At 64.1% G+C, this 19,604-nt stretch carries 21 protein-coding genes and 1 pseudogene; 2 read left to right on the top strand and 20 right to left on the bottom strand.

Features of this window, described 5'->3' with window-relative positions:
- The first annotated feature begins 77 nt into the window (after positions 1 to 77).
- Positions 78 to 1,004, top strand: a complete 927-nt coding sequence (locus AB5Y94_RS02255; RefSeq protein WP_010634714.1) for a phenylacetate--CoA ligase family protein — start codon at positions 78 to 80, stop codon at positions 1,002 to 1,004.
- Between the two features lie 63 nt (positions 1,005 to 1,067).
- Here the strand turns inward: AB5Y94_RS02255 and yfcD are convergent, their stop codons facing one another.
- Positions 1,068 to 1,571 carry an NUDIX hydrolase YfcD gene (gene yfcD, locus AB5Y94_RS02250; protein ID WP_017765756.1) on the bottom strand — a complete coding sequence of 168 codons (504 nt, stop codon included), beginning with the start codon at positions 1,569 to 1,571 and terminating at the stop codon, positions 1,068 to 1,070.
- A 171-nt stretch (positions 1,572 to 1,742) separates the two neighbouring features.
- Between yfcD and AB5Y94_RS02245 the strand changes: the two genes are divergently transcribed.
- Positions 1,743 to 1,958: a DUF1107 domain-containing protein gene (locus AB5Y94_RS02245; RefSeq protein WP_005298562.1), complete on the top strand. Its 216-nt coding sequence runs from the start codon at positions 1,743 to 1,745 to the stop codon at positions 1,956 to 1,958.
- A 105-nt stretch (positions 1,959 to 2,063) separates the two neighbouring features.
- Here the strand turns inward: AB5Y94_RS02245 and AB5Y94_RS02240 are convergent, their stop codons facing one another.
- The 19 genes and pseudogenes from AB5Y94_RS02240 to AB5Y94_RS02150 all read right to left on the bottom strand — a co-directional run bounded on the left by AB5Y94_RS02240 (position 2,064) and on the right by AB5Y94_RS02150 (position 19,580).
- Positions 2,064 to 2,807 (bottom strand): amino acid ABC transporter ATP-binding protein, encoded by a 744-nt coding sequence (locus tag AB5Y94_RS02240; protein WP_005298561.1) that lies wholly within the window; start codon positions 2,805 to 2,807, stop codon positions 2,064 to 2,066.
- Positions 2,808 to 2,820: 13 nt separating this feature from the next.
- On the bottom strand, positions 2,821 to 3,915 hold the full coding sequence (locus AB5Y94_RS02235) for an amino acid ABC transporter permease (protein ID WP_042006542.1): 1,095 nt from the start codon (positions 3,913 to 3,915) through the stop codon (positions 2,821 to 2,823).
- 9 nt (positions 3,916 to 3,924) lie between these two features.
- Positions 3,925 to 5,112, bottom strand: a complete 1,188-nt coding sequence (locus AB5Y94_RS02230; protein WP_368204635.1) for an amino acid ABC transporter permease — start codon at positions 5,110 to 5,112, stop codon at positions 3,925 to 3,927.
- A 60-nt stretch (positions 5,113 to 5,172) separates the two neighbouring features.
- Positions 5,173 to 6,192: an amino acid ABC transporter substrate-binding protein gene (locus AB5Y94_RS02225; RefSeq protein WP_005298555.1), complete on the bottom strand. Its 1,020-nt coding sequence runs from the start codon at positions 6,190 to 6,192 to the stop codon at positions 5,173 to 5,175.
- 461 nt (positions 6,193 to 6,653) lie between these two features.
- Positions 6,654 to 6,980: a DUF2845 domain-containing protein gene (locus AB5Y94_RS02220; RefSeq protein ID WP_010634719.1), complete on the bottom strand. Its 327-nt coding sequence runs from the start codon at positions 6,978 to 6,980 to the stop codon at positions 6,654 to 6,656.
- Positions 6,977 to 7,990: an ABC transporter permease gene (locus AB5Y94_RS02215; RefSeq protein ID WP_368204634.1), complete on the bottom strand. Its 1,014-nt coding sequence runs from the start codon at positions 7,988 to 7,990 to the stop codon at positions 6,977 to 6,979. Before AB5Y94_RS02215 ends, AB5Y94_RS02220 begins: the two co-directional genes overlap by 4 nt.
- A 73-nt stretch (positions 7,991 to 8,063) precedes the next feature.
- Positions 8,064 to 8,945, bottom strand: a complete 882-nt coding sequence (locus AB5Y94_RS02210; protein WP_017783484.1) for an ABC transporter ATP-binding protein — start codon at positions 8,943 to 8,945, stop codon at positions 8,064 to 8,066.
- A 129-nt stretch (positions 8,946 to 9,074) separates the two neighbouring features.
- Positions 9,075 to 9,686, bottom strand: coding sequence for an FKBP-type peptidyl-prolyl cis-trans isomerase (locus AB5Y94_RS02205; protein ID WP_005298548.1), 612 nt, complete (start codon positions 9,684 to 9,686; stop codon positions 9,075 to 9,077).
- A gap of 199 nt (positions 9,687 to 9,885) precedes the next feature.
- Positions 9,886 to 9,978 (bottom strand): annotated as a pseudogene (locus AB5Y94_RS02200) (copper homeostasis protein CutC); the annotation flags it as partial.
- Between the two features lie 34 nt (positions 9,979 to 10,012).
- A complete protein-coding gene (locus AB5Y94_RS02195) occupies positions 10,013 to 10,738 on the bottom strand; it encodes a copper homeostasis protein CutC (RefSeq protein WP_368204633.1) in 726 nt (241 codons plus the stop codon).
- 42 nt (positions 10,739 to 10,780) lie between these two features.
- Positions 10,781 to 11,683: an ROK family protein gene (locus AB5Y94_RS02190; RefSeq protein WP_019839095.1), complete on the bottom strand. Its 903-nt coding sequence runs from the start codon at positions 11,681 to 11,683 to the stop codon at positions 10,781 to 10,783.
- A 109-nt stretch (positions 11,684 to 11,792) separates the two neighbouring features.
- Positions 11,793 to 12,299 (bottom strand): GNAT family N-acetyltransferase, encoded by a 507-nt coding sequence (locus AB5Y94_RS02185; RefSeq protein WP_017783481.1) that lies wholly within the window; start codon positions 12,297 to 12,299, stop codon positions 11,793 to 11,795.
- Positions 12,287 to 13,093, bottom strand: coding sequence for a M48 family metallopeptidase (locus AB5Y94_RS02180; protein WP_368204632.1), 807 nt, complete (start codon positions 13,091 to 13,093; stop codon positions 12,287 to 12,289). The genes AB5Y94_RS02185 and AB5Y94_RS02180 overlap by 13 nt, the downstream gene beginning before the upstream one ends.
- Positions 13,094 to 13,243: 150 nt before the next feature.
- Positions 13,244 to 14,218 carry a PstS family phosphate ABC transporter substrate-binding protein gene (locus AB5Y94_RS02175; protein WP_005298532.1) on the bottom strand — a complete coding sequence of 325 codons (975 nt, stop codon included), beginning with the start codon at positions 14,216 to 14,218 and terminating at the stop codon, positions 13,244 to 13,246.
- 377 nt (positions 14,219 to 14,595) lie between these two features.
- The gene (phoR, locus tag AB5Y94_RS02170; RefSeq protein ID WP_005298529.1) at positions 14,596 to 15,891 is read right to left on the bottom strand and encodes a phosphate regulon sensor histidine kinase PhoR; all 1,296 of its coding nucleotides are present in this window, start codon (positions 15,889 to 15,891) and stop codon (positions 14,596 to 14,598) included.
- 9 nt (positions 15,892 to 15,900) lie between these two features.
- A complete protein-coding gene (gene phoB / locus AB5Y94_RS02165; RefSeq protein WP_005298527.1) occupies positions 15,901 to 16,590 on the bottom strand; it encodes a phosphate regulon transcriptional regulator PhoB in 690 nt (229 codons plus the stop codon).
- Positions 16,591 to 16,692: 102 nt separating this feature from the next.
- The gene (locus AB5Y94_RS02160) at positions 16,693 to 17,103 is read right to left on the bottom strand and encodes a VOC family protein (RefSeq protein ID WP_005298523.1); all 411 of its coding nucleotides are present in this window, start codon (positions 17,101 to 17,103) and stop codon (positions 16,693 to 16,695) included.
- Between the two features lie 147 nt (positions 17,104 to 17,250).
- Positions 17,251 to 18,405 carry a CaiB/BaiF CoA transferase family protein gene (locus AB5Y94_RS02155; protein ID WP_368204630.1) on the bottom strand — a complete coding sequence of 385 codons (1,155 nt, stop codon included), beginning with the start codon at positions 18,403 to 18,405 and terminating at the stop codon, positions 17,251 to 17,253.
- Positions 18,405 to 19,580 (bottom strand): acyl-CoA dehydrogenase, encoded by a 1,176-nt coding sequence (locus tag AB5Y94_RS02150; RefSeq protein WP_368204629.1) that lies wholly within the window; start codon positions 19,578 to 19,580, stop codon positions 18,405 to 18,407. The genes AB5Y94_RS02155 and AB5Y94_RS02150 overlap by 1 nt, the downstream gene beginning before the upstream one ends.
- Positions 19,581 to 19,604: the final 24 nt, after the last annotated feature.

Raw genomic sequence — 19,604 nt, 5'->3', positions numbered from 1 at the left:
GAGCTGTGACACAGGCCCCCCTTTAGCGGGATCATTTGAACTAACCTTGAGCAGGATCAGCCGACCAAGGAGGCTTCATGCAGCACTATTACGATGGACTGGAAATTCGCCCCTCCCCCCTGCGCGAGCAGCAGCAGCTGGATCAGCTCAACCACCTGCTTGCCCATGTCGGCCAGTATTGTACCGGTTACTCCAGCGCCTACCGCCAGCGCCGCCTGCAGGATCTGGGGGAGTTGGCCAGCCTGCCCCTGCTCAATGCAGGCGAGCTGTTCGCCGCCCAGCAGGCCCACCCGCCCTTTGCCGGCCTTACCGGCCGCCCCGCCAGCCAAGCGCTGCGGGTGTTTGCCTGCCCCGGCCAGCTGGCCATTCCCGAATATGCCGGGGCCGACTGGTGGGGGGCTGCGCGGGCCCTGTTCGCCGCCGGTTTCAAGGCCGGGGAGGTGCTGCTCAACGGTCACGACTATCACATCAGCCCCACCGCCTTCATCTTCGACAACGGCGCCCGCCAGCTGGGGAGCCCGGTGGTGCCCTGCGGCCCCCACGATACCCGCCGCCAGCTGGAGGCGTTGCAACGCTTTGAACCAACCGGCTTCGTCGGACCGCTGGCGGTGCTGCTGGATCTGCTGGAGGCGGCAGAGCGGGCCGAGGTGCCGAGCGACAGCCTGCGCTGCGCCCTGCTGTGCGAATCGTCCCACCCCGACACCCGGCCGCTGCAGGCGGTGCACGGCATCCGCGCGCTCAACTGTCTGCTGCTGCAGGATGCCGGGGTGATCGCCTACGAGAGCCAGCCCGGCCAGGGGTTCATCGTCAACGAGAACTGTCTGGTCGAGATCATCGATCTGGCCAGCGGTGAGCCGGTCATCGGAGACGCCGTCGGCCAGCTGGTGGTGACCCGGCTCGATCTGGAGTACCCGCTGCTGCGCCTGGTGACCGAGTGGCAGGGCCACTGGCTCGCCGGTGCCAGCCCCTGCGGGCGCACCAACCGGCGACTCAGGCTGGTATGAGGTTCCATCCGTCCAGAAACAGAACGGGCAGCCAGTGGCTGCCCGTTCTGCATACAACGCTGCTCAGCGCCGCGCCTGCCAGGTGGCGATGGCGAGCAAAGAGTCGGGGGTGAATTCAGCAGCCCGCGCGGCTATCTCCGCCTGGCTCATCCAGTACACCTCGCTCACCTCTTCGGCTTGCAGCCGCAGCGGCCCCTGATAGTGGCAGCTGTAGAGGCCACCCCAGACCCGGTAGCCCTCCCCTTCGGCATAGAAGGTGCCAAAGCCCTGCAGCGGCACCCCTTCGATGCCCAGCTCCTCGGCCAGTTCGCGGCGGGCGGAGGGTTCCATCTGTTCGCCCGTGGTGACCACACCGCCGGCGCAGGCGTCCAGCATGCCAGGGCAGAAATCCTTGCAGAGGGTACGCCGCTGCACCAGGATCCGGTCAGCCTCGTCGAGCACCAGGATATAGCTGGCGCGGTGGCAGAGGTTCTCTCGCCGCACCTTGGCCCGCTCGGCCACGCCGATCACCCGGTTCTCTCCATCCACCACATCCACCCACTCCACACGCAGACCCTTCTGATTCATCCAAGTGACCGCAGTATATCGGGGTAACGGCTTGTCATGGCAGCTTTTTTCAATTGCGTCCCGGCCAGCCGCCGACGGCAAACCGGATTCATACAAACCTCCATAAATTGTCACATCCGTGTCACCTGGCGAGGCCATAGTGTGCCCTGTCCACGCAACAGGTGTTTTGTGATGAAGGTGTTCAAGAACTTGTCTCCCCGCCAGATTGCCCGCTACATCAAGAGCTTCCATCACGGCAGCTTCATGGTGGAGACCCACGGGCGGTTCGAGTTCAGCGGCGGCGAGATCAATCTGGAGAGCCTGACCTGCCGTCAGACCCTGAGTCTGGCCCGGCAGATCAATCTGGAGGTTCGCGGCCTGCGCCACACCACCCTGCTGTTGGGGTAACTTCCATAGTCCTTTCTGTTTTGTAGTCTGCGTCCATGCTTTTACTACTTGCCCGCCGCTCACCAGAGTGCGGGCTTTTTTATGGACGACATCCCCCCATGCGGCTCAATGTTGCAGGATCTGGGAGAGGAACAGCTTGGTCCGATCCGACTGAGGGTTGTCGAAGAACTGATCCGGCACGTTCTCCTCGATGATCTGCCCCCGGTCCATGAAGATCACCCGATCCGCCACCTGCTTGGCAAACCCCATCTCGTGGGTGACGCAGAGCATGGTCATCCCCTCGTGGGCCAGCTCCACCATGACGTCCAGCACCTCGCGCACCATCTCGGGATCCAGCGCCGAGGTGGGTTCGTCAAACAGCATCACCTGGGGGTTCATGCAGAGACTGCGGGCGATGGCGACCCGTTGCTGCTGACCGCCGGAGAGCTGACCCGGATACTTCAGGGCCTGCTCCGGGATCCGCACCCGGCGCAGGAAGTTCATGGCGATCTCTTCGGCCTCCCTGCGCGGCAGCTGCTTGACCCAGATGGGGGCCAGGCAGCAATTTTCCAGCACGGTCAGGTGGGGGAAGAGGTTGAAGTGCTGGAACACCATGCCCACCTCCCGGCGCACCGCCTCGATGTTCTTGAGATCCGAGGTCAGGGCCGTGCCCTTGACCAGGATGTCCCCGCTCTGGTGCTCCTCCAGCCGGTTGATGCAGCGGATCATGGTGGACTTGCCAGAGCCCGATGGTCCGCAGATGACGATCTTCTCCCCTCTGCCCACCTGCAGGTTGATGTTGCGCAGCACGTGAAATTCACCGTACCACTTGTTGACTGCTTTCAGTTCGACGACAGCGTCCGTTTTCATCTCGAAACTACTCCTAATGCTTGTGGCCCGTGTTGAGTTTGCGCTCCAGATAGATGGAGTAGCGGGACATGCCAAAACAGAACATCCAGAAGATCATGGCGATAAAGACATACGCCTCGGTGGAATACCCCAGCCAGGCCGGATCCGCCAGCGCCACCTTGGAGATGGCCAGCAGATCGAACAGCCCGATGATCAGCACCAGGCTGGTGTCCTTGAACAGGGAGATAAAGGTGTTCACCAGCGAGGGGATGGTGATCTTGAGGGCCTGCGGCATGATGATGAGCCCCATCACCTTCCAATAGGAGAGCCCCAGGGCCTCCCCCGCCTCGTACTGCCCCTTGGGGATCGCCTGCAGCCCGCCTCTCACCACCTCGGCCACATAGGCCGCCTGGAACAGGATGATGCCGATGAGCGCCCGCAGCAGCTTGTCGAGCTCCACTTCGGTACTCATGAACAGCGGCAGCATGACTGACGCCATGAAGAGCACGGTGATGAGCGGCACCGCCCGCCAGAACTCGATGTAGACGGTGCAGAGGCTGGAGATGACCGGCATGTGGGAGCGACGCCCCAGCGCCAGCAGGATGCCGAACGGCAGCGCAACCACTATGCCCACCACCGCCAGCACCAGGGTCAGCATCAGCCCGCCCCAGCGGTTCGTCTCCACCACCTCCAGCCCAGCCCCGCCATGGATGAGGAAGAAGGCGATGACAGGGAATACCAGCAGGGTGAACAGCGCCAGCAACCCCTTGCGCGGGGTCTTGGGCCAGATGAGCAGGGCCAGCAACACCGCCAGGCCGGCGAAGGTCAGGTTGATGCGCCAGTACTGATCGGCCGGGTAGAAGCCATAGAGGTACTGCCCCAGCCGGCTCTCGATGAAGATCCAGCAGGCGCCGCCCTGGCCGCAGGCCTCGCGGCTGCTCCCCTGCCAGGTGGCCGAGAACAGCGCCCAGTCCAGGGCAGACCAGATCAGCGGCAGCAGCAGATAAGCCAGCACCAGGGTCAGCAGGCCGTTCCACCAGTTGGGAAACAGATTCTGCCTGAGCCAGGCGACCAGGCCCCGGCGATGGCTGGGAGGCGGCAGAGCCTCCTGCAATTCGTTCACGAACATGACTACTCCCTAGCGCTCAACCAGCGTCATTCTGCGGTTGTAGATGTTCATCAGCAGCGAAGTGGTGATACTGATGACGAGATAGACCCCCATGGTCATGGCGATGACCTCGATGGCCTGCCCGGTCTGGTTGAGGGTGGTGCCCATGAACACAGACACCAGATCCGGATAGCCGATGGCCGTGGCCAGCGAGGAGTTCTTGGTGAGGTTCAGATACTGGCTGGTCAAGGGAGGGATGATGACCCGCATCGCCTGGGGAATGATCACCAGCCGCAGCGTCTTGGCGGGTGAGAGCCCGAGGGCGGAGGCCGCCTCCGTCTGGCCCTTGCTGATGGCCATGATGCCGGAGCGCACTATCTCCGCGATGAAGGCCGCCGTGTAGATGGTCAGCGCCAGCAAGAGGGCCGCGAGCTCGGGCAAGACCGTCAGACCGCCCCGGAAGTTGAACCCCTGCAGGGCTGGCACGCTCCAGCTGAGCGGGCTGCCCGCCAGCAGGAAGGCGGCGGCCGGCAGCAGAATGACCAGGGCGGCCACGCTGCGCCAGAACGGGAATATCCTGCCGGTCAGGGCCTGGCGACGCCGTGCCCAGCGGCTCAACCCCCAGCTCAGCACCACGGCGATCAGCAGGGCCAAGAGCACGTAACCGAATCCCTCTTCGAACACGGGCTTGGGCAGATAGAGGCCCCGTACGTTGAGGAAGGCGAGCCCCCCCAGATCCACGCTCTGGCGCGGAGATGGCAGGGTGCGCAGCACCGAGAAGTACCAGAAGAAGATCTGCAGCAGCAGCGGGATGTTGCGAAACGTCTCTATATAGACGGTCGCTATCTTGGCCACCAGCCAGTTGCGCGACAGGCGCGCCACCCCGAGCATGAAACCGAGCAGGGTGGCAAACAGGATGCCGAGCACGGAGACCAGCAGGGTATTGAGCAGCCCCACCAGAAAGGTACGGCCGAAGGTATAGGTCTCGTCATAGGGGATCAGGCTCTGCAGTATGCCAAAGCCAGCCGTGTTGCCCAAAAAATCGAAGCCTGTGGTGATGCCACGGGTGGCCAGATTGGTCAGGGCATTGTGGATGATGTAGAACAGGAAGCCGACCACGACCGCGATGGCCAGGCACTGGAAGATCAATGCCCGCACCTTGGCGTCATACCACCAGCGGCCCTGTTCCTTCCTATGGTTTGATGCGTGTAACGCCATGAGGATGACTCCGACAAAGCCAGGGGAAATGGGGGGCATTGCCCCCCGATTGTTGTCGATTCAGCGGATGGGCGGCGCGTACATCAGGCCACCCTTGTTCCAGAGCGCATTGATGCCGCGCTCGATCTTGAGGGGGGAACCGGCACCGACGTTGCGATCGAAGGATTCGCCATAGTTGCCGACCTGCTTGACGATGTTGTAGGCCCACTTGTCATCCAGCCCGAGCACCGACCCCTTGGGCTCTTCCAGCCCCAGCAGACGGCGGATATCCGGGTTGGTGGACTTGAGCATCTCGTCCACGTTGGCACTGGTGACCCCGGCCTCCTCGGCGTTGAGCATGGCGTTGAGGCTCCAGCGCACCACCTTGAACCACTGATCGTCACCCTGGCGCACGGCAGGCCCCAGCGGCTCCTTGGAGATCACCTCAGGCAGCACCATGGCCTCCGCCGGCTTGCTGAGCTTGATCTTGAGGGCATAGAGCTGGGATTGATCCGAGGTCAGCACATCACAGCGGCCCGCCTCGAACCCCTTGACGGTCTGATCCGAGGTATCGAACACCACAGGGGTATATTTCATGCCGCCATTGGCGCGGAAATAGTCCGCCAGGTTGAGCTCTGTGGTGGTGCCAGACTGGATGCAGACGGCGGCACCGTCGAGCTCCTTGGCGCTCTTCACCCCGAGGGACTGCTTGATCAGAAAGCCTTGGCCATCGTAGTAGTTCACCCCGGCAAAGGTCAGACCCAGCGACCCGTCCCGGGTCAGGGTCCAGGTGGTATTGCGCGACAGCAGATCCACCTCGCCGGATTGCAGGGCGGTGAAACGCTCCTTGGCGGTGAGGGAGACATACTTCACCTTGCCGGCATCCCCCAGCACGGCCGCGGCCACGGCGCGGCACACATCCACGTCCAGACCGGTCCAGGTGCCCTTGGCATCCGGATTGGAGAAACCAGGCAGGCCGTCACCCACCCCGCACTGCACGAATCCCTTCTTCTTGACGGCATCCAGGGTGCCGTCGGCCCATGCATTGGCTGCCACCAGCGACAGCACCATCACCATACCTGCCTTGTGTATCTGCTTCATCTCACGCTTCCCTGTGGTTTGATTCAAATAGGCACCAGAACCTGGCAAGATGCCTTCGTTTCTCTGCTTTTTCACAGCTTATCGAGCGGCTCAAAAACCTGTCAATCGGTGCAAGCCGGCCCAACCTTGGTGCAGCAGCACAAAATAGGTCAACGGGCCGATATGCACTCTTAGAATTAAAAATAGACCCTTATTCGCAAAATGGCCTACGGTTCCAAGCCCCCGATAATGTGAGGATTATTTTTCGCAAAAAATCGGACGCACCGGATTGGGGCAGAAAAACGCGCTGACAACGCATTTATCGGGCGCGTTTTGCCAACAACAGGGCCCGTTATTGGGGGGCATGAACCAATACCGGGCAACCGGAAGAGAGGGATGAAAGGTGGGAACGGGGGCGTAAACGCCGGAAAGAGACCGGAGCCACACCACCGCACTCGGCGCGCAGCATCCGGTCGGCAGGATCAATTGCCGCGCGGGCCGTTCTCGATGTCGGTGACCACCCCGTTGCGCACGGTGACGAAACGCATGAACTCGTTCTTGCCGAAGTTGTAGGTCCAGCGCTCCCCATACTTCACCTGCACCAGGTTGCCGAACTGGTTCTCCTCGTTGCGGGTCAGCTCCTCGCGCAGCATGGGCTCGCCGCACTTGATCAGCATCTCGGCGGTGCTGTCCCCTTCGGTGATCAGCGCATTCTTGCAGCGCATGGCGCCGGCACTGGCCGGCAGACTCAGCAGCAGGGCCAGCAGGGTTCCGCCAACCAGCGGCAGTGACTTCATCAATAGCTTCATCTGTGACTCCATTTGAACAGGGCGCTGCCCAGGGTGATGCAGCAGAGCGTAAACAGCAGGACCCAGCCCAGTGGCGTAGCCACCTCGGCCCAGCCTGCTCCTTCCAGCATGACGGCGCGGGCCGCCGCGATGATCTGGCTGAGCGGCAGCCAGGCCGCCAGCTGCTGCAGCCAGGCGGGAGCTCCTTCCAGCGAGAACCAGACGCCGGAGAGGAACATCATCGGCATGCTGATGACGTTGAGTAGCCCGCTCGCCAGCTCCTCGTTCTGGATGCGGGCCGCCACCAGCAGGCCGAGGGACGCCATGGCCGCCCCGCCCAGCAGGGCGATCAACAGCAGCAGCCAGCCCGAGCCGAGCAGCGGCACCCCGAGCAGAAAGTAGGCCACCAGAAACACCAGCAGGCTCACCACCAGGGTGATCAGGATGCGCGACAGCAGTTGGGCGCAGAGAAACTCGGCGGCCGAGAGCGGGGTGGCCCCAAGCCGTTTGAGCACCCCGTTCTTGCGGTAACGGACGATGACGAAGCCCACCCCGAACAGGCCGGAGAACATCAGGTTCATGCCGATCACCCCGGGCAGCAGCCAGTCGCCATAGCGAATGGCGCGCCCGCTCAGGGTCTCCCGCACCAGCGGCGCCGGCACGGCCTGGCGCAGCAGATACTCGGCCATGGCGCCCTGGGGGGCATCCGGGTTGATCCAGTAACGGCCCGTGCCGGGCGAGAGCAGCAGATCCAGCTGGTGGTGGCGCACCTTGAGCCGGCCCTTCTCCTCCTCGTCATAGGGGATGATCTTGAGCAGCGGCACGGCGCGTAGTGGGGCATAGGCCGCAGGCAGCTCCCCCACCACGCCCATCTGCACCAGCGGCTTGGGTGGGCCGGAGAAGATGAGGGTGAACCCCAGTACCAGCAGCAGCGGAAAGGCCAGGTTCCAGATCAGCGCGGCCCGATCCCGCACGAACTCCAGGTTGCGGGCATAGAAGAGCGCCCCGATGCGCTTGAGTGATCCCGTCATCTGGTGCTCCTTGGGCTGGCAGGCTGGAGCGGCATGCCGGCAGGCGCCCCTGCGGGGTGCCACGGGGTAGCTTTCATGCGCCGCTCCGCAGGCTGTGGCCGGTCAGGTTCAGGAAGAGATCCTCCAGGTTGGGGGAGCGCACCTGCATGCCGGTCAGCGGCACGCCCAGGCTCAGCAGCCGTGGTAGCAAGTCCGCCACGTCGGGGCAGCTCAGCTCCACCTGCTCGCCCAGCGGGCGCAGGGGGTAGCCGAGACTGGCGAGGGCCGGGTGAGCCGCCAGGCGCACCAGCACGCCGTCAAAGTGTTGGGCCAGCAGGGCGACCGGGGTATCCAGGCTGAGCAGATGGCCGTGATCGACGATGGCAATCTGATCGCACAGCTGCTGGGCCTCGTCCATGTAGTGGGTGGTAAGCACCACCGTCTTGCCCTGCGCCTTGATCGCCTCGATGCGCTGCCAGAAGTGGTGACGGGCCTGGGGATCGAGACCCGTGGTGGGCTCATCCAGAAACAGCAGCTCGGGGTCGCCGAGCAGGGCCAAGGCCAGCAGCAGCCGTTGCCGCTGACCGCCGGAGAGCTTGCGGCTGTCCCGATCGATGAATTCCCCCAGCGCACACAGCTCGATGAGCTGAGCCTGGGGCAAGGGGGCCGGGTAGAGGCTGGCAAACAGCCGCAGGGTATCGCGCACCGTCAGGAAATCCTGCAGCGCCGTGTGCTGGAACTGGATGCCGATGCGGGAGCGATAGTCGGGGCCGCGTGGGGCGCCGTGGAACAGGATCTGGCCGCTGTCCGGGGTGAGGATCCCCTCCAGCAGTTCGATGGTGGTGGTCTTGCCCGCCCCGTTCGGGCCGAGCAGGCCGAAACAGCTGCCGGCAGGAATTGCAAAGCTGAGCCCGTCCACCGCCTTGACGCCGGGGAAGTGCTTGACGAGATCGACGACTTCAATGATGGCAGCCATGGGCGCTCTCCCAGCAGGAGCCATGACTATATCCAAAAGCGCAGGCGCTGCCCATGCCCCGCCGTGCGCGGCGCAAAAAAACAGACGGCGACCCTAGGGTCGCCGTCTGTATCAATCAAGCCAGCCGGATCACAGGATGTCCAGCAGCTCCACTTCGAATACCAGTGCAGAGTAGGGCGGGATGGAACCGGCACCGCGTGCGCCGTAGGCCAGATCCTGCGGAATGTAGAGCTTCCACTTGGAGCCAACCGGCATCAGTTGCAACGCTTCTACCCAGCCGGCGATCACGCCAGTAACCGGGAATTCGGCCGGCTGGCCGCGGGCGACGGAGCTGTCGAACACGCCACCGTGGGTGAAGGTACCGTGGTAGTGCACGCGCACGGACTGACCGGCTACCGGTACGGCACCGTTGCCTTCCACCAGCACTTCGTACTGCAGACCGGATTCGGTGGTCTTCACTTCGGCGCGCTTGGCGTTGTCGGCCAGAAAGGCTTCGCCTTCGGCGGCGGCAGCCTTGGCAACGGCTTCCTGCTCTTCCTGCATGCGGGCAGTGATGACCTGGAAGGCATCGTTGATATCGTCACGGCTGACCGCGAACTCCAGACCATTCAGGGCATCTGCCAGACCTTGCTGCAGGGCCGGGATATCCAGACCGGCGAAGGCTTGCTGCGCCAGTTGATCACCCATGTTGCGGCCGATGCCATAGCTGGCCTTCTGTTCGATAGAGTCGTATTGGGACATTGAGAAGTTGCTCCGGGTCCTGAGGGTAAAAGAGACGGGATAATATCAGACTTTTGCACCGGGTGCTGCCGGCCTGTCCCCGGTTTTTCCCCCAGGTGGGAGGTGCCTCACATCAGCCCCCTCATCCCCGCCCCTTCTCCCGCCAGGGGAGAAGGGAGCAAAACAGAGCACCATCACCCCTGCTCACATTCAAGCCGTATCAGGCCATGTCCAGCAGGGCCCGTACCGCCGCTACCTTGGCGCCGTCGGTGATATTGACCCGACCGTCGTCCGAGGTGCCCATGTTGACGCCCATGACGAGACACCATGCCGCCGTGCGGCCAGTATCAGGCCTTGTCCAGCAGAGCCCGCACCGCCGCTACCTTGGCGCCGTCGGTGATATTGACCCGACCATCGTCCGACGTGCCCATGTTGACGCCATGGGGCACCATGCCGCCGCGCCAACCCATGCCGGACATGTGCACTTCGCTCACCCCGGTAAACTCGATGATGGTACGCACGTTGTCGGCATTGACCCCGGCACCGGGCATCAGACTGGCGCGCCCCGCCAGCGCCTGCTGCATCGCCTGCAGGGTCTCGAGCCCCGCCAGCGCGGTCGGCGCGTGGCCCGAGCTCAGAATGCGCTCGCAGCCGGCGGCGACTATGGTCTCCAAGTCGAGGCGCCAGTCGGAGGAGAGGTCGATGGCGCGGTGGAAGGTGACGCCAAGGGGCCCCGCCGCCTCCACCAGCTGGCCGAGTCTGGCGGCAGGCACCCGTCCCTCCTCGTCCAGCAGACCGACCACCACCCCTTGCAGGCCGGCGGCACGGGCCGCCGCGATATCCTGCAGCATCATCTCGAACTCCCCTTCGCCAAAGCAGAAATCGCCGGCCCGGGGCCGGATCATGGCGTAGACGGGAATGGTGGCATGGCGCGCCGCCAGCTGCATGAAGCCATAGGAGGGGGTCAGGCCGCCCAGCCCCAGCGCAGAGCAGAGCTCGATGCGATCGGCGCCGGCCGCCTGGGCGGTGAACAGGGATTCCAGGTTGTCGATACAGATTTCAAGAGAGGTCATGATGGACTCCTTTATTGGGGAGATCAGACCCCGGATCTGATCTCATAAATTGAGCAAGGCGGCCCCGCGCACCCCGCCGGCGCCGCCGAAGCGGGCCTCGCGGATCTCGGGCAGGGCGACCCCGGGCAGCAGGTGACCGGGCAGGCGCAGCGGCAACTGCTCATAGAGCGCGGGCAGGCCGCTCAGGCCGCCCCCCAGCACCACCACGTCGGGGTCGACCACCGAGATGGCGGTGGCAAGCCCGGCGGCCATGATCTCGAGCCAGCAGTCGACCGCGGCCACCGCATGGGGCTCGTGCGCCTCGAAGCGCCCCACTATCTGGTGGCCGCTGGCACGCTGGCCGTGGAAGTGGTGATAGAGCCGCTCCAGCCCGGTGCCGGAGGCATAGGTTTCAAAACAGACCAGGCGACCGCAGCCGCAACGGGGACGAGGCAGGTCGGGGTACTTCATCAGCATGGTGGCCGGCAGCGGGTAGTGGCCTATCTCCCCCGCCAGCCAGTTGCGGCCCTGGATCAGCTTGCCCGCCAGATAGACGGCGCCGCCGATGCCAGTGCCTATGGTGACGCCGAGGGCGCTGTCGGCACCCGCCGCCGCCCCCTGATGTACCTCGGACCAGAGGAAGCAGTTGGCATCGTTGTCCACCTTGACCGGTCTGCCCAGCAGTTCGGCCAGATCGGCGCCCAGGTGGCGACCATTGATGGAGGGCAGATTGGCCGCCACTATGCTGTGGTCGTGCCGGTTGAGAATGCCGGGAAAACCGATGCCCACCGCACCGCGCGCGCCGAAACGGGCATCCGCCTGTTCGACCCGCTCGCGAATGAGTTGCTGCAGCCCCTGATAGTCATTGCCGGGAGTGCTCATGCGCTCCTCGTGGCAGAGATTCAAGGCGCCGTCATAGACGGCAAACGCTATCTTGGTGCCACCAATATCAAAGCCGTAATACATGCCACACTCCCTTGTCGGTGAGCCGCCTCACCTCAGCCTGTCCAGAGGGGGACATTGTATTAATTCGCAAAAAAAATAAAGTGACCGAGGGCGAAAAACGGGAGAGAGATCAAAGCAAACGAAACATTTGTCGCTGCAGGCAGGGCTGGCCGAGGCTCATCAGGGTGCGCTCCTGGCCATCGAAGACGAAGCCGCGGCGCAGATAAAACCCCTCACCTATGTGGTTGCCATCGAGCAGCCACAATCTGACGCCTTCACAGCCGGCGCGCCGCATCTGCATCGCCACCGCCTGCCACAGCCGCTTGCCATGGCCCTGGCGCCAGTGGTCGGGATGCAGGTAAAAGGCGCGGATCCAGGCGGTGGGGTACTCCCCCGCCAGCTCCGGCTGCCAGTAGAGCAGGCCGATGACCACCTCGTCCTGGCACAGCAGCATGGGCCTTGGGCCCGTCTCCGCCAGCCGGCGCTGCCAGATCTGCAGGTGCTCGGTGACCGCCAGCTGGGCCAGCATGTCGGTACCGAGCACGCCGCCATATGCGGCGAGCCAGCTGGCCCGCTGCATCACCGTCATGGCGGCGGCGTCATCGGGCCGCGCCATGCGCAGGCTTATGCCTTGCATTGGGGCACCAGTCCGGAGGCGCGGGCCTGCTGATAGAGCGGCACGGCCTCAGCCTGCTGGGCCTGCAGCTCGGCGATCCGGCTCTCGTTACTGGGGTGGGTGGAGAGCAGCTGGAGCGGCGCATTGCCGCCCGCGGCCGCGCTCATGTTCTGCCAGAGCGGAATGGCTTCGGCCGGATTGAAACCGGCGCGGGCCATCAGATCCAGCCCCAGCCTGTCCGCCTCGCTCTCCTGCTCGCGACCATAGGGCAGCATGACGCCGACCTCGACCCCGAGCCCCAGCGCCGCCATGGTGGCACCGCGGTATTCGCTGCTGCCCATGGCGATGTCGGCCGCCGCCAGCCCAAGGCCGGTCAGCTGGCTGCGAGAGAGTCGCTCGTTGGAGTGTTGGGCCAGCACGTGGGTCAGCTCGTGGCCAATGACGGTGGCAAGCTGATCCTGATTCTTGGCCACCTTGAGCAGGCCGGTGTAGACCCCGATCTTGCCGCCGGGCAGGGCGAAAGCGTTCACCTGCTTGGAGTCAAACACCACCACTTCCCAGTTGGTGATGCCGTAGCTGGCGGGCACCTGGGCGGTCACCGCCTTGGCGACGCAGGAGACATAGGCATTCACTCTGGCATCCTTGCTCACCTTCTCCTGCTTCTTCATCTGCTCGAAGGAGTCAGCCCCCAGCTTGCTCATCTGCTGGGGCGAGAAGAGCAGCATCTGGCTGCGACCGGTGGGAGACTGGGCACAGCTGGCGAGCAGGGTCGTACAGAGTGCCGCCAGGCCAAGCTTGAACAGGGGAGATGTCATGGAGGTGTCCTTCACCATAAAGATGCCCTATTTTCGGAAATGCGGGCGTCCGGTGCAAGTCGACAAATCACCCGGTCCGGCGAAAGCGGTCACAGCCAGCCCCAAAAAGAAAACGGGCCCCGCGGGGCCCGTATGGCAGAGGAAACCGGCTTACATGATGCCCAGTTTCTTCAGGTCGGCTTCGACCACCTTGGCCGGTACCGGTACGTAGCCATCTTTGGCGACGATGTTCTGACCCGCCTTGGAGAGCACCATCTTCAGGAACTCTTGCTCCATCGGGGAGAGCGGCTTGTTCGGGTGCTTGTTCACGTAGACGTACAGGAAGCGCGACAGCGGATACTTGCCGGTGATGGCGTTGTCGGAGGTCGCTTCGATGAAGGTCTTGCCATCCTTGGAGAGCGGCACTGCGCGCACGCCGGAGGTGACGTAACCGATGCCGGAGTAGCCGATGCCGTTCAGGGAGGAGGAGACCGACTGCACCACGGAGGCGGAGCCCGGCTGCTCGTTCACGCCGCTCTTGAAGTCGCCGTTGCACAGGGCGTGCTCTTTGAAGTAGCCGTAAGTACCGGAGACAGAGTTGCGACCGAACAGTTGCAGATCCTTGCCAGACCAGGAGCCGTCCAGACCCAGGTCGGCCCACTTGGTGGCCGCCTTGGCTTCACCGCACTTGAGGGTGCTGGAGAAGATGGCATCCAGTTGCTGCATGGACAGGCCCTTGATGGGGTTGTCCTTGTTGACGAACACCGCCAGGGCATCGACCGCGACGCGGATGGCGGTCGGCTTGTAACCGTAGCGCTTCTCGAACGCCTCTTCCTCGCCGGACTTCATGGCGCGGCTCATGGGGCCAAACTGGGCGACACCTTCGGTCAGCGCGGTCGGCGCGGTAGAGGAACCGGCGGCCTGGATCTGCACGTTGACGTTGGGGTACATACGCTTAAATTCTTCGGCCCACAGGGTCATCATGTTGGCTAGGGTATCCGAGCCGACAGAGGACAGGTTGCCCGAGATGCCGCTGGTCGGAGTGTAATCCGGCAGATTTTTATCCACACCGGCAGCCAGGGCGCTGACGGAAAACAGGGTTGCTGCGGTGAATCCGATTACACCAGCCAGTTTGTTGAGTTTCATCCAATCTCTCCAAGGTTGCAGAACGCAGTCCATCAAAACACGGGTTAACTTGGCTCAGTGCCAGTCATCCGACCGGGGCGCTGAGTATCATTCCCTGCCCTCTTTGGCCCGACTCCGGGGCGGTGGAAGGCAGTCATCAATCTGAGGCCGAAACGTGGTGGCATCCCGAGTGGGGCGATCGGCCGGTCGCGTTTCATTCTCTCCCTGCGCCGCACTGGCACAGGTCCGTTCTCAAGACGGCGCCAGTATCTGACCTGGCAGTGACAAATTTATGGATTTAATGTGACACTTTAATGACATGGCGAGGCTTTTGACCAAATGAAAAGAGGGCCGCCACCGCCGCCCTCTTTTCATTGCTAACCCATTGCTTGAAAAGCTTATTTCAACACCACCATGCGAGCGGGGATGAGGAAGCTGAAACGGCTGCCAAGGCCGACCCGACTCTCGATGTCGAGCTGGCAGTCGTGGTGACTCAGGGCATGCTTGACGATGGCAAGGCCGAGCCCGGAGCCGCCGGTGTGCCGCGAGCGCGCCTTGTCGACCCGGTAGAACCGCTCGGTGAGCCGCGCCAGGTGCTCGGGCGGGATCCCCTCCCCCTCGTCCTGCACCGCAAACAGCGCCATCGTCCCCTGCTTGCGCCACTCCACCGTGATCTTGCGCCCCGCCGGGGTGTAGTGGATGGCGTTGTAGACCAGGTTGGAGACGGCGCTGCGCAGCTGATCCTGATCGCCGCGCACCAGCAGATTGGGCTGCACCATGAACTCGATCTGGTGGGCCCGCTCGCCGGAGAGCGCCCGCGCCTCCTGCTCCAGCAGCCCCAGCATGGCGGGCATGTCCACCAGATGGGAGAGATCCACGGTGGGCGCCGCTTCGATGCGCGACAGGGTGAGCAGCTGATTGACCAGGTTGTCCATGCGGATGGTCTGCTCCATCATCACCCTGTGCGCCTTGGCCCACATGGCGGGCGGCGGCGGCTCCTCAGTCATCTCCAGATAGCCCTTGAGCACGGTGAGCGGGGTGCGCAGCTCGTGGGAGACGTTGGAGACGAAATGCTTGCGGGTCTTCTCCAGGCTGCGCAGCCGGGTCACGTCCCGCACCACCAGCATGGCCTGATCCTCGGCATAGGGCATGATGCGAAACTCTAGAAACTTCTCCTCGTTGATGGGCGAGGTCATCTCGAACGGTTCGTCATACTCTCCCTTGCCTAGGTAGGCGCCGAAGGCAGGATTGCGAATCAGGTTGCCGATGTGCTGACCGGCGTCTTCCGGCCAGCGAAAGCCGAGCAGCTGCTCCGCCAGCCGGTTGCACCAGAGGATACTGCCGTCGGTGCGAAACACCACGGCCGCATCGGGCAGTGCCTCGGCCCCTTCCCGAAAGCGGCGGATCAGACCCGCCAGCTCGCGACGGCGGGCCCGGTGGCGCTGCTGCAGCTTGTAGATGCCGTTGAAGATGTACTCCCAGCTGCCGCTGCCGTTGGGAGGCACCAGGCTGCGATCGTGCCACAGCCAGTCTGACAGCCGCTTCTGGAAACGGTAGTGCCAGCCCAGGTGCATGACGGTAGCCAGCAACAGACACAGGGCCAGGCTCTCCGTCAGCCAGCCGACCAAGACGAAGGGCGCATAGAAGAATGCCATTCGCCACAACTGGCGCCGCCAGGCGTATGGTTGCAACATAAGTGCCTCTTAGAGACGGGTTGAGAAGCGATAGCCCGCGCCGCGCACCGTCTGGATCAAGCGATCATGCCCCGTCTCCTCAATGGCCTTGCGCAGGCGACGGATATGCACATCCACGGTTCTGTCCTCGACGTACACATTGGTACCCCAGACGTTGTTGAGCAGCTGCTCGCGGCTGTAGACCCGCTCCGGGTGGGTCATGAAGAAGTGCAGCAGCTTGAATTCGGTCGGCCCCATGTCGAGGGCCTTCTCCTCGGCGCTGACCCGGTGGGAGACAGGGTCCAGCTTGAGCCCCTGCACCTCGATCACCTCGTCCACCGAGGTGGGAGAGACGCGACGCATCACCGCATGCAGGCGGGCGGTCAGCTCCTTGGGGGAGAACGGCTTGGTGATGTAGTCATCGGCCCCCGCCTCCAGCCCGCGCACCTTGTCCTCTTCCTCGCCGCGAGCGGTCAGCATCACCACCGGGATCTGGCGGGTCACCTCATCCTGCTTGAGCTGCTTGATGAACTGGATACCGCTGCCGCCTGGCATCATCCAGTCCAGCACGATGAGTTCGGGGTAGGGTTCGCGCACCTTCGCCAATCCGTCGGCAAAATCTTCAGCTTCTACTGTTTCATATCCCTTCTGCTCGAGCACGAAGCAGAGCATTTCGCGGATCGGTGCTTCGTCCTCGACCACCAGAATTCGCTTAGCCATATCCCTTCTCTCTCCTCTGTGAAGATGGGTGCGCCAATTATTAGAACTTTCTGTGACACTTTTATGACTTTATGACAGGCGGGATGATAAACGTTTTCAGATTCAGTTGGCAGCAGTGAGTTGCAGCAGATCCCAGCGATTGCCACTGATGTCCTCGAATACCACCACGGTGCCGTAAGGCTCGGTGCGCGGCTGTTCACAAAAATGGACACCGTACGCCTGCATGCGCCGGTAGTCGCCCCAGAAGTCGTCAGTCTCGAGGAACAGGAAGACCCGGCCGCCCCCCTGCTGGCCGATAGCGGCCCGCTGCTCCGGGGTGGCCGCCCGCGCCAGCAACAGGGCGGAACCGGGGGCACCCTTGGGGGCAACCCGCACCCAGCGCTTGCCCGGTTTGCCCGGCTCGTCGAGGGGGGTGTCTTCCAGCAGCTCGAACCCCAATCCCTGGGTAAAGAAGGTGATGGCCTGCTCGTAATCGGCCACCAGCAGGGCCAGGGCGCCAATGTGTTGTGCCATGGGAAGTACCTCAACAGATGAATGGACGGGGCGCATCATAACGGGGGACGGCCCCGGGCTCCAGCACCGGGGCAGATGAGATGGCAGAGGATGGAAGAGAGGTGCATGGCGCCGAACAGACGCGACTCCCCACCTGATAAGGCCGGTTCAGCCCTGCCCGAGCCAGTCGCGCAGCACGCTATCCCGGTCCCCATCCAGCGCCGGCGAGGCGCGCCCATAGCGCACCGGAGTGGCCGACAGATGGAGCGGGTTGGCCAGGGTGGGCAAGGATTGCTCGCCGCGCTGCACCTGCTGCACCCAGCCGCGCACCGCCCCCTGCTCGAGGGCAAACAGCGCATCCAGGGTGAGGATGGGGCCGCCCGGCACCCCGGCCGCCTCCAGCATGGCACTCCACTCGGCGCTGCTGCGCGCCAGCAGCCGCTCGGCAATCAGGGCGTTGAGCCGGTGACGCTGGCGCACCCGGGCGGCGTTGGTTGCAAAGTCGGGGTCCTGCGCCCACCCGGGTTCCCCCAACAGGGCCGCCAGGGCGGCAAACTGGCCGTCGTTGCCCACCGCCAGGATCAGATGGCCATCCCGGGTGGGATAGACGTCGTAGGGGACGATATTGGGGTGACCGTTGCCAAGGCGTCCGGGCGCCTGACCGGTGGCGAGATAATTCATCGCCTGGTTGGCCAGCACCGCCACCGACACGTCGAGCAGGGCGAGATCGATCTGCTGCCCCTCCCCGGTTCGCTCCCGGTGACGCAGGGCCGCCTGGATGCCGATGGTGGCGTAGAGGCCGGTAAGGATGTCGACGAGCGCCACCCCCACCTTGACCGGCCCGCCGCCGGGGGCCTCGTCGGGCTGGCCGGTGATGCTCATCAATCCGCCCAACCCCTGGATCAGCAGATCGTAACCGGGTCGCTGGGCCCAGGGGCCGTCCTGGCCAAACCCCGTGATGGAGCAGTAGATAAGCTCTGGACGGCGGGCCTTGAGGCTAGGGTAATCGAGGCCAAAGCGCGCCAGCCCCCCCACCTTGAAGTTCTCGATCACCACGTCGGCCCGCTCCACCAGGGCCAGCAGGGTCTCGCGATCGTGGGCCAGGTCGAGGGCGATGGAGCGCTTGCCACGGTTGGCGGCGTGAAAGTAGGCCGCCTCCCCCGCCACCAGCTCGGGCGGGCCCCAGTGGCGGGTATCGTCACCGCGCCCGGGGGCCTCCACTTTCACCACATCGGCGCCGAGATCGGCAAGCAGCTGGCTGGCCCAGGGGCCGGCCAGCACGCGGCTGAGATCCAGCACGCGCACGCCGGCAAGGGGCCCCATCACTCAAACGCCTGCAGATCGGTCTGGGCCCGCCCCAGGATCAGGGCATGGATGTCATGGGTTCCCTCGTAGGTGTTGACCGCCTCCAGGTTCATCACGTGGCGAATGACGTGAAACTCGTCGCTGATGCCGTTGCCGCCGTGCATGTCGCGAGCGACGCGGGCTATCTCCAACGCCTTGCCGCAGCTGTTGCGCTTGATGAGCGACACCAGCTCCACCGGGCAGCACCCCTCGTCCATCAGGCGCCCGGCCTGCAGACAGCCCTGCAGGCCGAGGGCAATTTCGGTCTGCATGTTGGCCAGCTTGAGCTGGAACAGCTGGGTGGCGGCCAGCGGGCGGCCGAATTGCTGGCGATCCAGCCCGTACTGGCGGGCGGCGTGCCAGCAGAACTCGGCGGCGCCGAGCGCCCCCCAGGCGATGCCGTAGCGCGCCTTGTTCAGACATCCAAACGGCCCCTTGAGGCCACTCACCCCCGCCAGTCTGTTCGCTTCTGGCACGAAGACTCGCTCCATCACTATCTCGCCGGTGATTGAGGCGCGCAGGGAGAACTTGCCCTCGATCTTGGGGGCAGAGAGCCCGGCCATCCCCTTCTCCAGCACGAAGCCGGTGATCTCGCCATCCAGCTTGGCCCACACCACGAACAGATCGGCGATGGGAGAGTTGGTGATCCACATCTTGTTGCCGGTCAGCAGATAGCCGCCGTCGACCCGCTCGGCGCGGCTCTTCATGGAGCCCGGATCCGAGCCCGCGTCCGGCTCGGTGAGGCCGAAGCAGCCCACCAGCTCGCCCTGGGCCAGCCCCGGTAGCCAGCGCTGGCGCTGGGCCTCGTCGCCATAGGCGTGGATCGGGTGCATCACCAGGGAGGATTGCACACTCATGGCCGAGCGGTAGCCGCTGTCGACCCGCTCCACCTCCCGGGCGATGAGACCGTAGGCCACGTGATTGACCCCGGCGCAGCCGTACTGCTCCGGCAGGGTGGCGCCGAGCAGCCCCAGCTCCCCCAGCTCGTTCATGATGGTGCGGTCAAACTGCTCGCGCCGGTTGGCCTCCAGCACCCGCGGCATCAGCCGCGCCTGGCAGTAGTCGCGGGCGGCGTCGCGGATGAGCCGCTCCTCTTCGCCGAGCTGGCCATCGAGAAAGAAGGGGTCTTGCCAATCAAATCGGGTACGCGTCATAAGGCACTCCATGCCATGCAAAAG

It is taken from the genome of Aeromonas sp. s5 (assembly GCF_040907865.1).
GTDB classification, from domain to species: Bacteria; Pseudomonadota; Gammaproteobacteria; order Enterobacterales; family Aeromonadaceae; genus Aeromonas; species Aeromonas dhakensis.
The sequence above is the reverse complement of the archived record's forward strand: the minus strand, read 5'-3'. Positions and strand labels throughout refer to the sequence as shown.

Coding starts and splice junctions, on each gene's coding strand:
- AB5Y94_RS02195 (WP_368204633.1), bottom strand. CDS start 10,738: ATGACCTCTCTTGAAATCTGTATCGACAACCTGGAATCCCTGTTCACC.
- AB5Y94_RS02220 (WP_010634719.1), bottom strand. CDS start 6,980: ATGAAGCTATTGATGAAGTCACTGCCGCTGGTTGGCGGAACCCTGCTG.
- AB5Y94_RS02225 (WP_005298555.1), bottom strand. CDS start 6,192: ATGAAGCAGATACACAAGGCAGGTATGGTGATGGTGCTGTCGCTGGTG.
- AB5Y94_RS02245 (WP_005298562.1), top strand. CDS start 1,743: ATGAAGGTGTTCAAGAACTTGTCTCCCCGCCAGATTGCCCGCTACATC.
- AB5Y94_RS02190 (WP_019839095.1), bottom strand. CDS start 11,683: ATGTATTACGGCTTTGATATTGGTGGCACCAAGATAGCGTTTGCCGTC.
- AB5Y94_RS02160 (WP_005298523.1), bottom strand. CDS start 17,103: ATGGCACAACACATTGGCGCCCTGGCCCTGCTGGTGGCCGATTACGAG.
- yfcD (WP_017765756.1), bottom strand. CDS start 1,571: ATGAATCAGAAGGGTCTGCGTGTGGAGTGGGTGGATGTGGTGGATGGA.
- AB5Y94_RS02205 (WP_005298548.1), bottom strand. CDS start 9,686: ATGTCCCAATACGACTCTATCGAACAGAAGGCCAGCTATGGCATCGGC.
- AB5Y94_RS02210 (WP_017783484.1), bottom strand. CDS start 8,945: ATGGCTGCCATCATTGAAGTCGTCGATCTCGTCAAGCACTTCCCCGGC.
- phoB (WP_005298527.1), bottom strand. CDS start 16,590: ATGGCTAAGCGAATTCTGGTGGTCGAGGACGAAGCACCGATCCGCGAA.
- AB5Y94_RS02215 (WP_368204634.1), bottom strand. CDS start 7,990: ATGACGGGATCACTCAAGCGCATCGGGGCGCTCTTCTATGCCCGCAAC.
- AB5Y94_RS02255 (WP_010634714.1), top strand. CDS start 78: ATGCAGCACTATTACGATGGACTGGAAATTCGCCCCTCCCCCCTGCGC.
- AB5Y94_RS02150 (WP_368204629.1), bottom strand. CDS start 19,580: ATGACGCGTACCCGATTTGATTGGCAAGACCCCTTCTTTCTCGATGGC.
- phoR (WP_005298529.1), bottom strand. CDS start 15,891: ATGTTGCAACCATACGCCTGGCGGCGCCAGTTGTGGCGAATGGCATTC.
- AB5Y94_RS02155 (WP_368204630.1), bottom strand. CDS start 18,405: ATGGGGCCCCTTGCCGGCGTGCGCGTGCTGGATCTCAGCCGCGTGCTG.
- AB5Y94_RS02185 (WP_017783481.1), bottom strand. CDS start 12,299: ATGCAAGGCATAAGCCTGCGCATGGCGCGGCCCGATGACGCCGCCGCC.
- AB5Y94_RS02230 (WP_368204635.1), bottom strand. CDS start 5,112: ATGGCGTTACACGCATCAAACCATAGGAAGGAACAGGGCCGCTGGTGG.
- AB5Y94_RS02240 (WP_005298561.1), bottom strand. CDS start 2,807: ATGAAAACGGACGCTGTCGTCGAACTGAAAGCAGTCAACAAGTGGTAC.
- AB5Y94_RS02175 (WP_005298532.1), bottom strand. CDS start 14,218: ATGAAACTCAACAAACTGGCTGGTGTAATCGGATTCACCGCAGCAACC.
- AB5Y94_RS02180 (WP_368204632.1), bottom strand. CDS start 13,093: ATGACATCTCCCCTGTTCAAGCTTGGCCTGGCGGCACTCTGTACGACC.
- AB5Y94_RS02235 (WP_042006542.1), bottom strand. CDS start 3,915: ATGTTCGTGAACGAATTGCAGGAGGCTCTGCCGCCTCCCAGCCATCGC.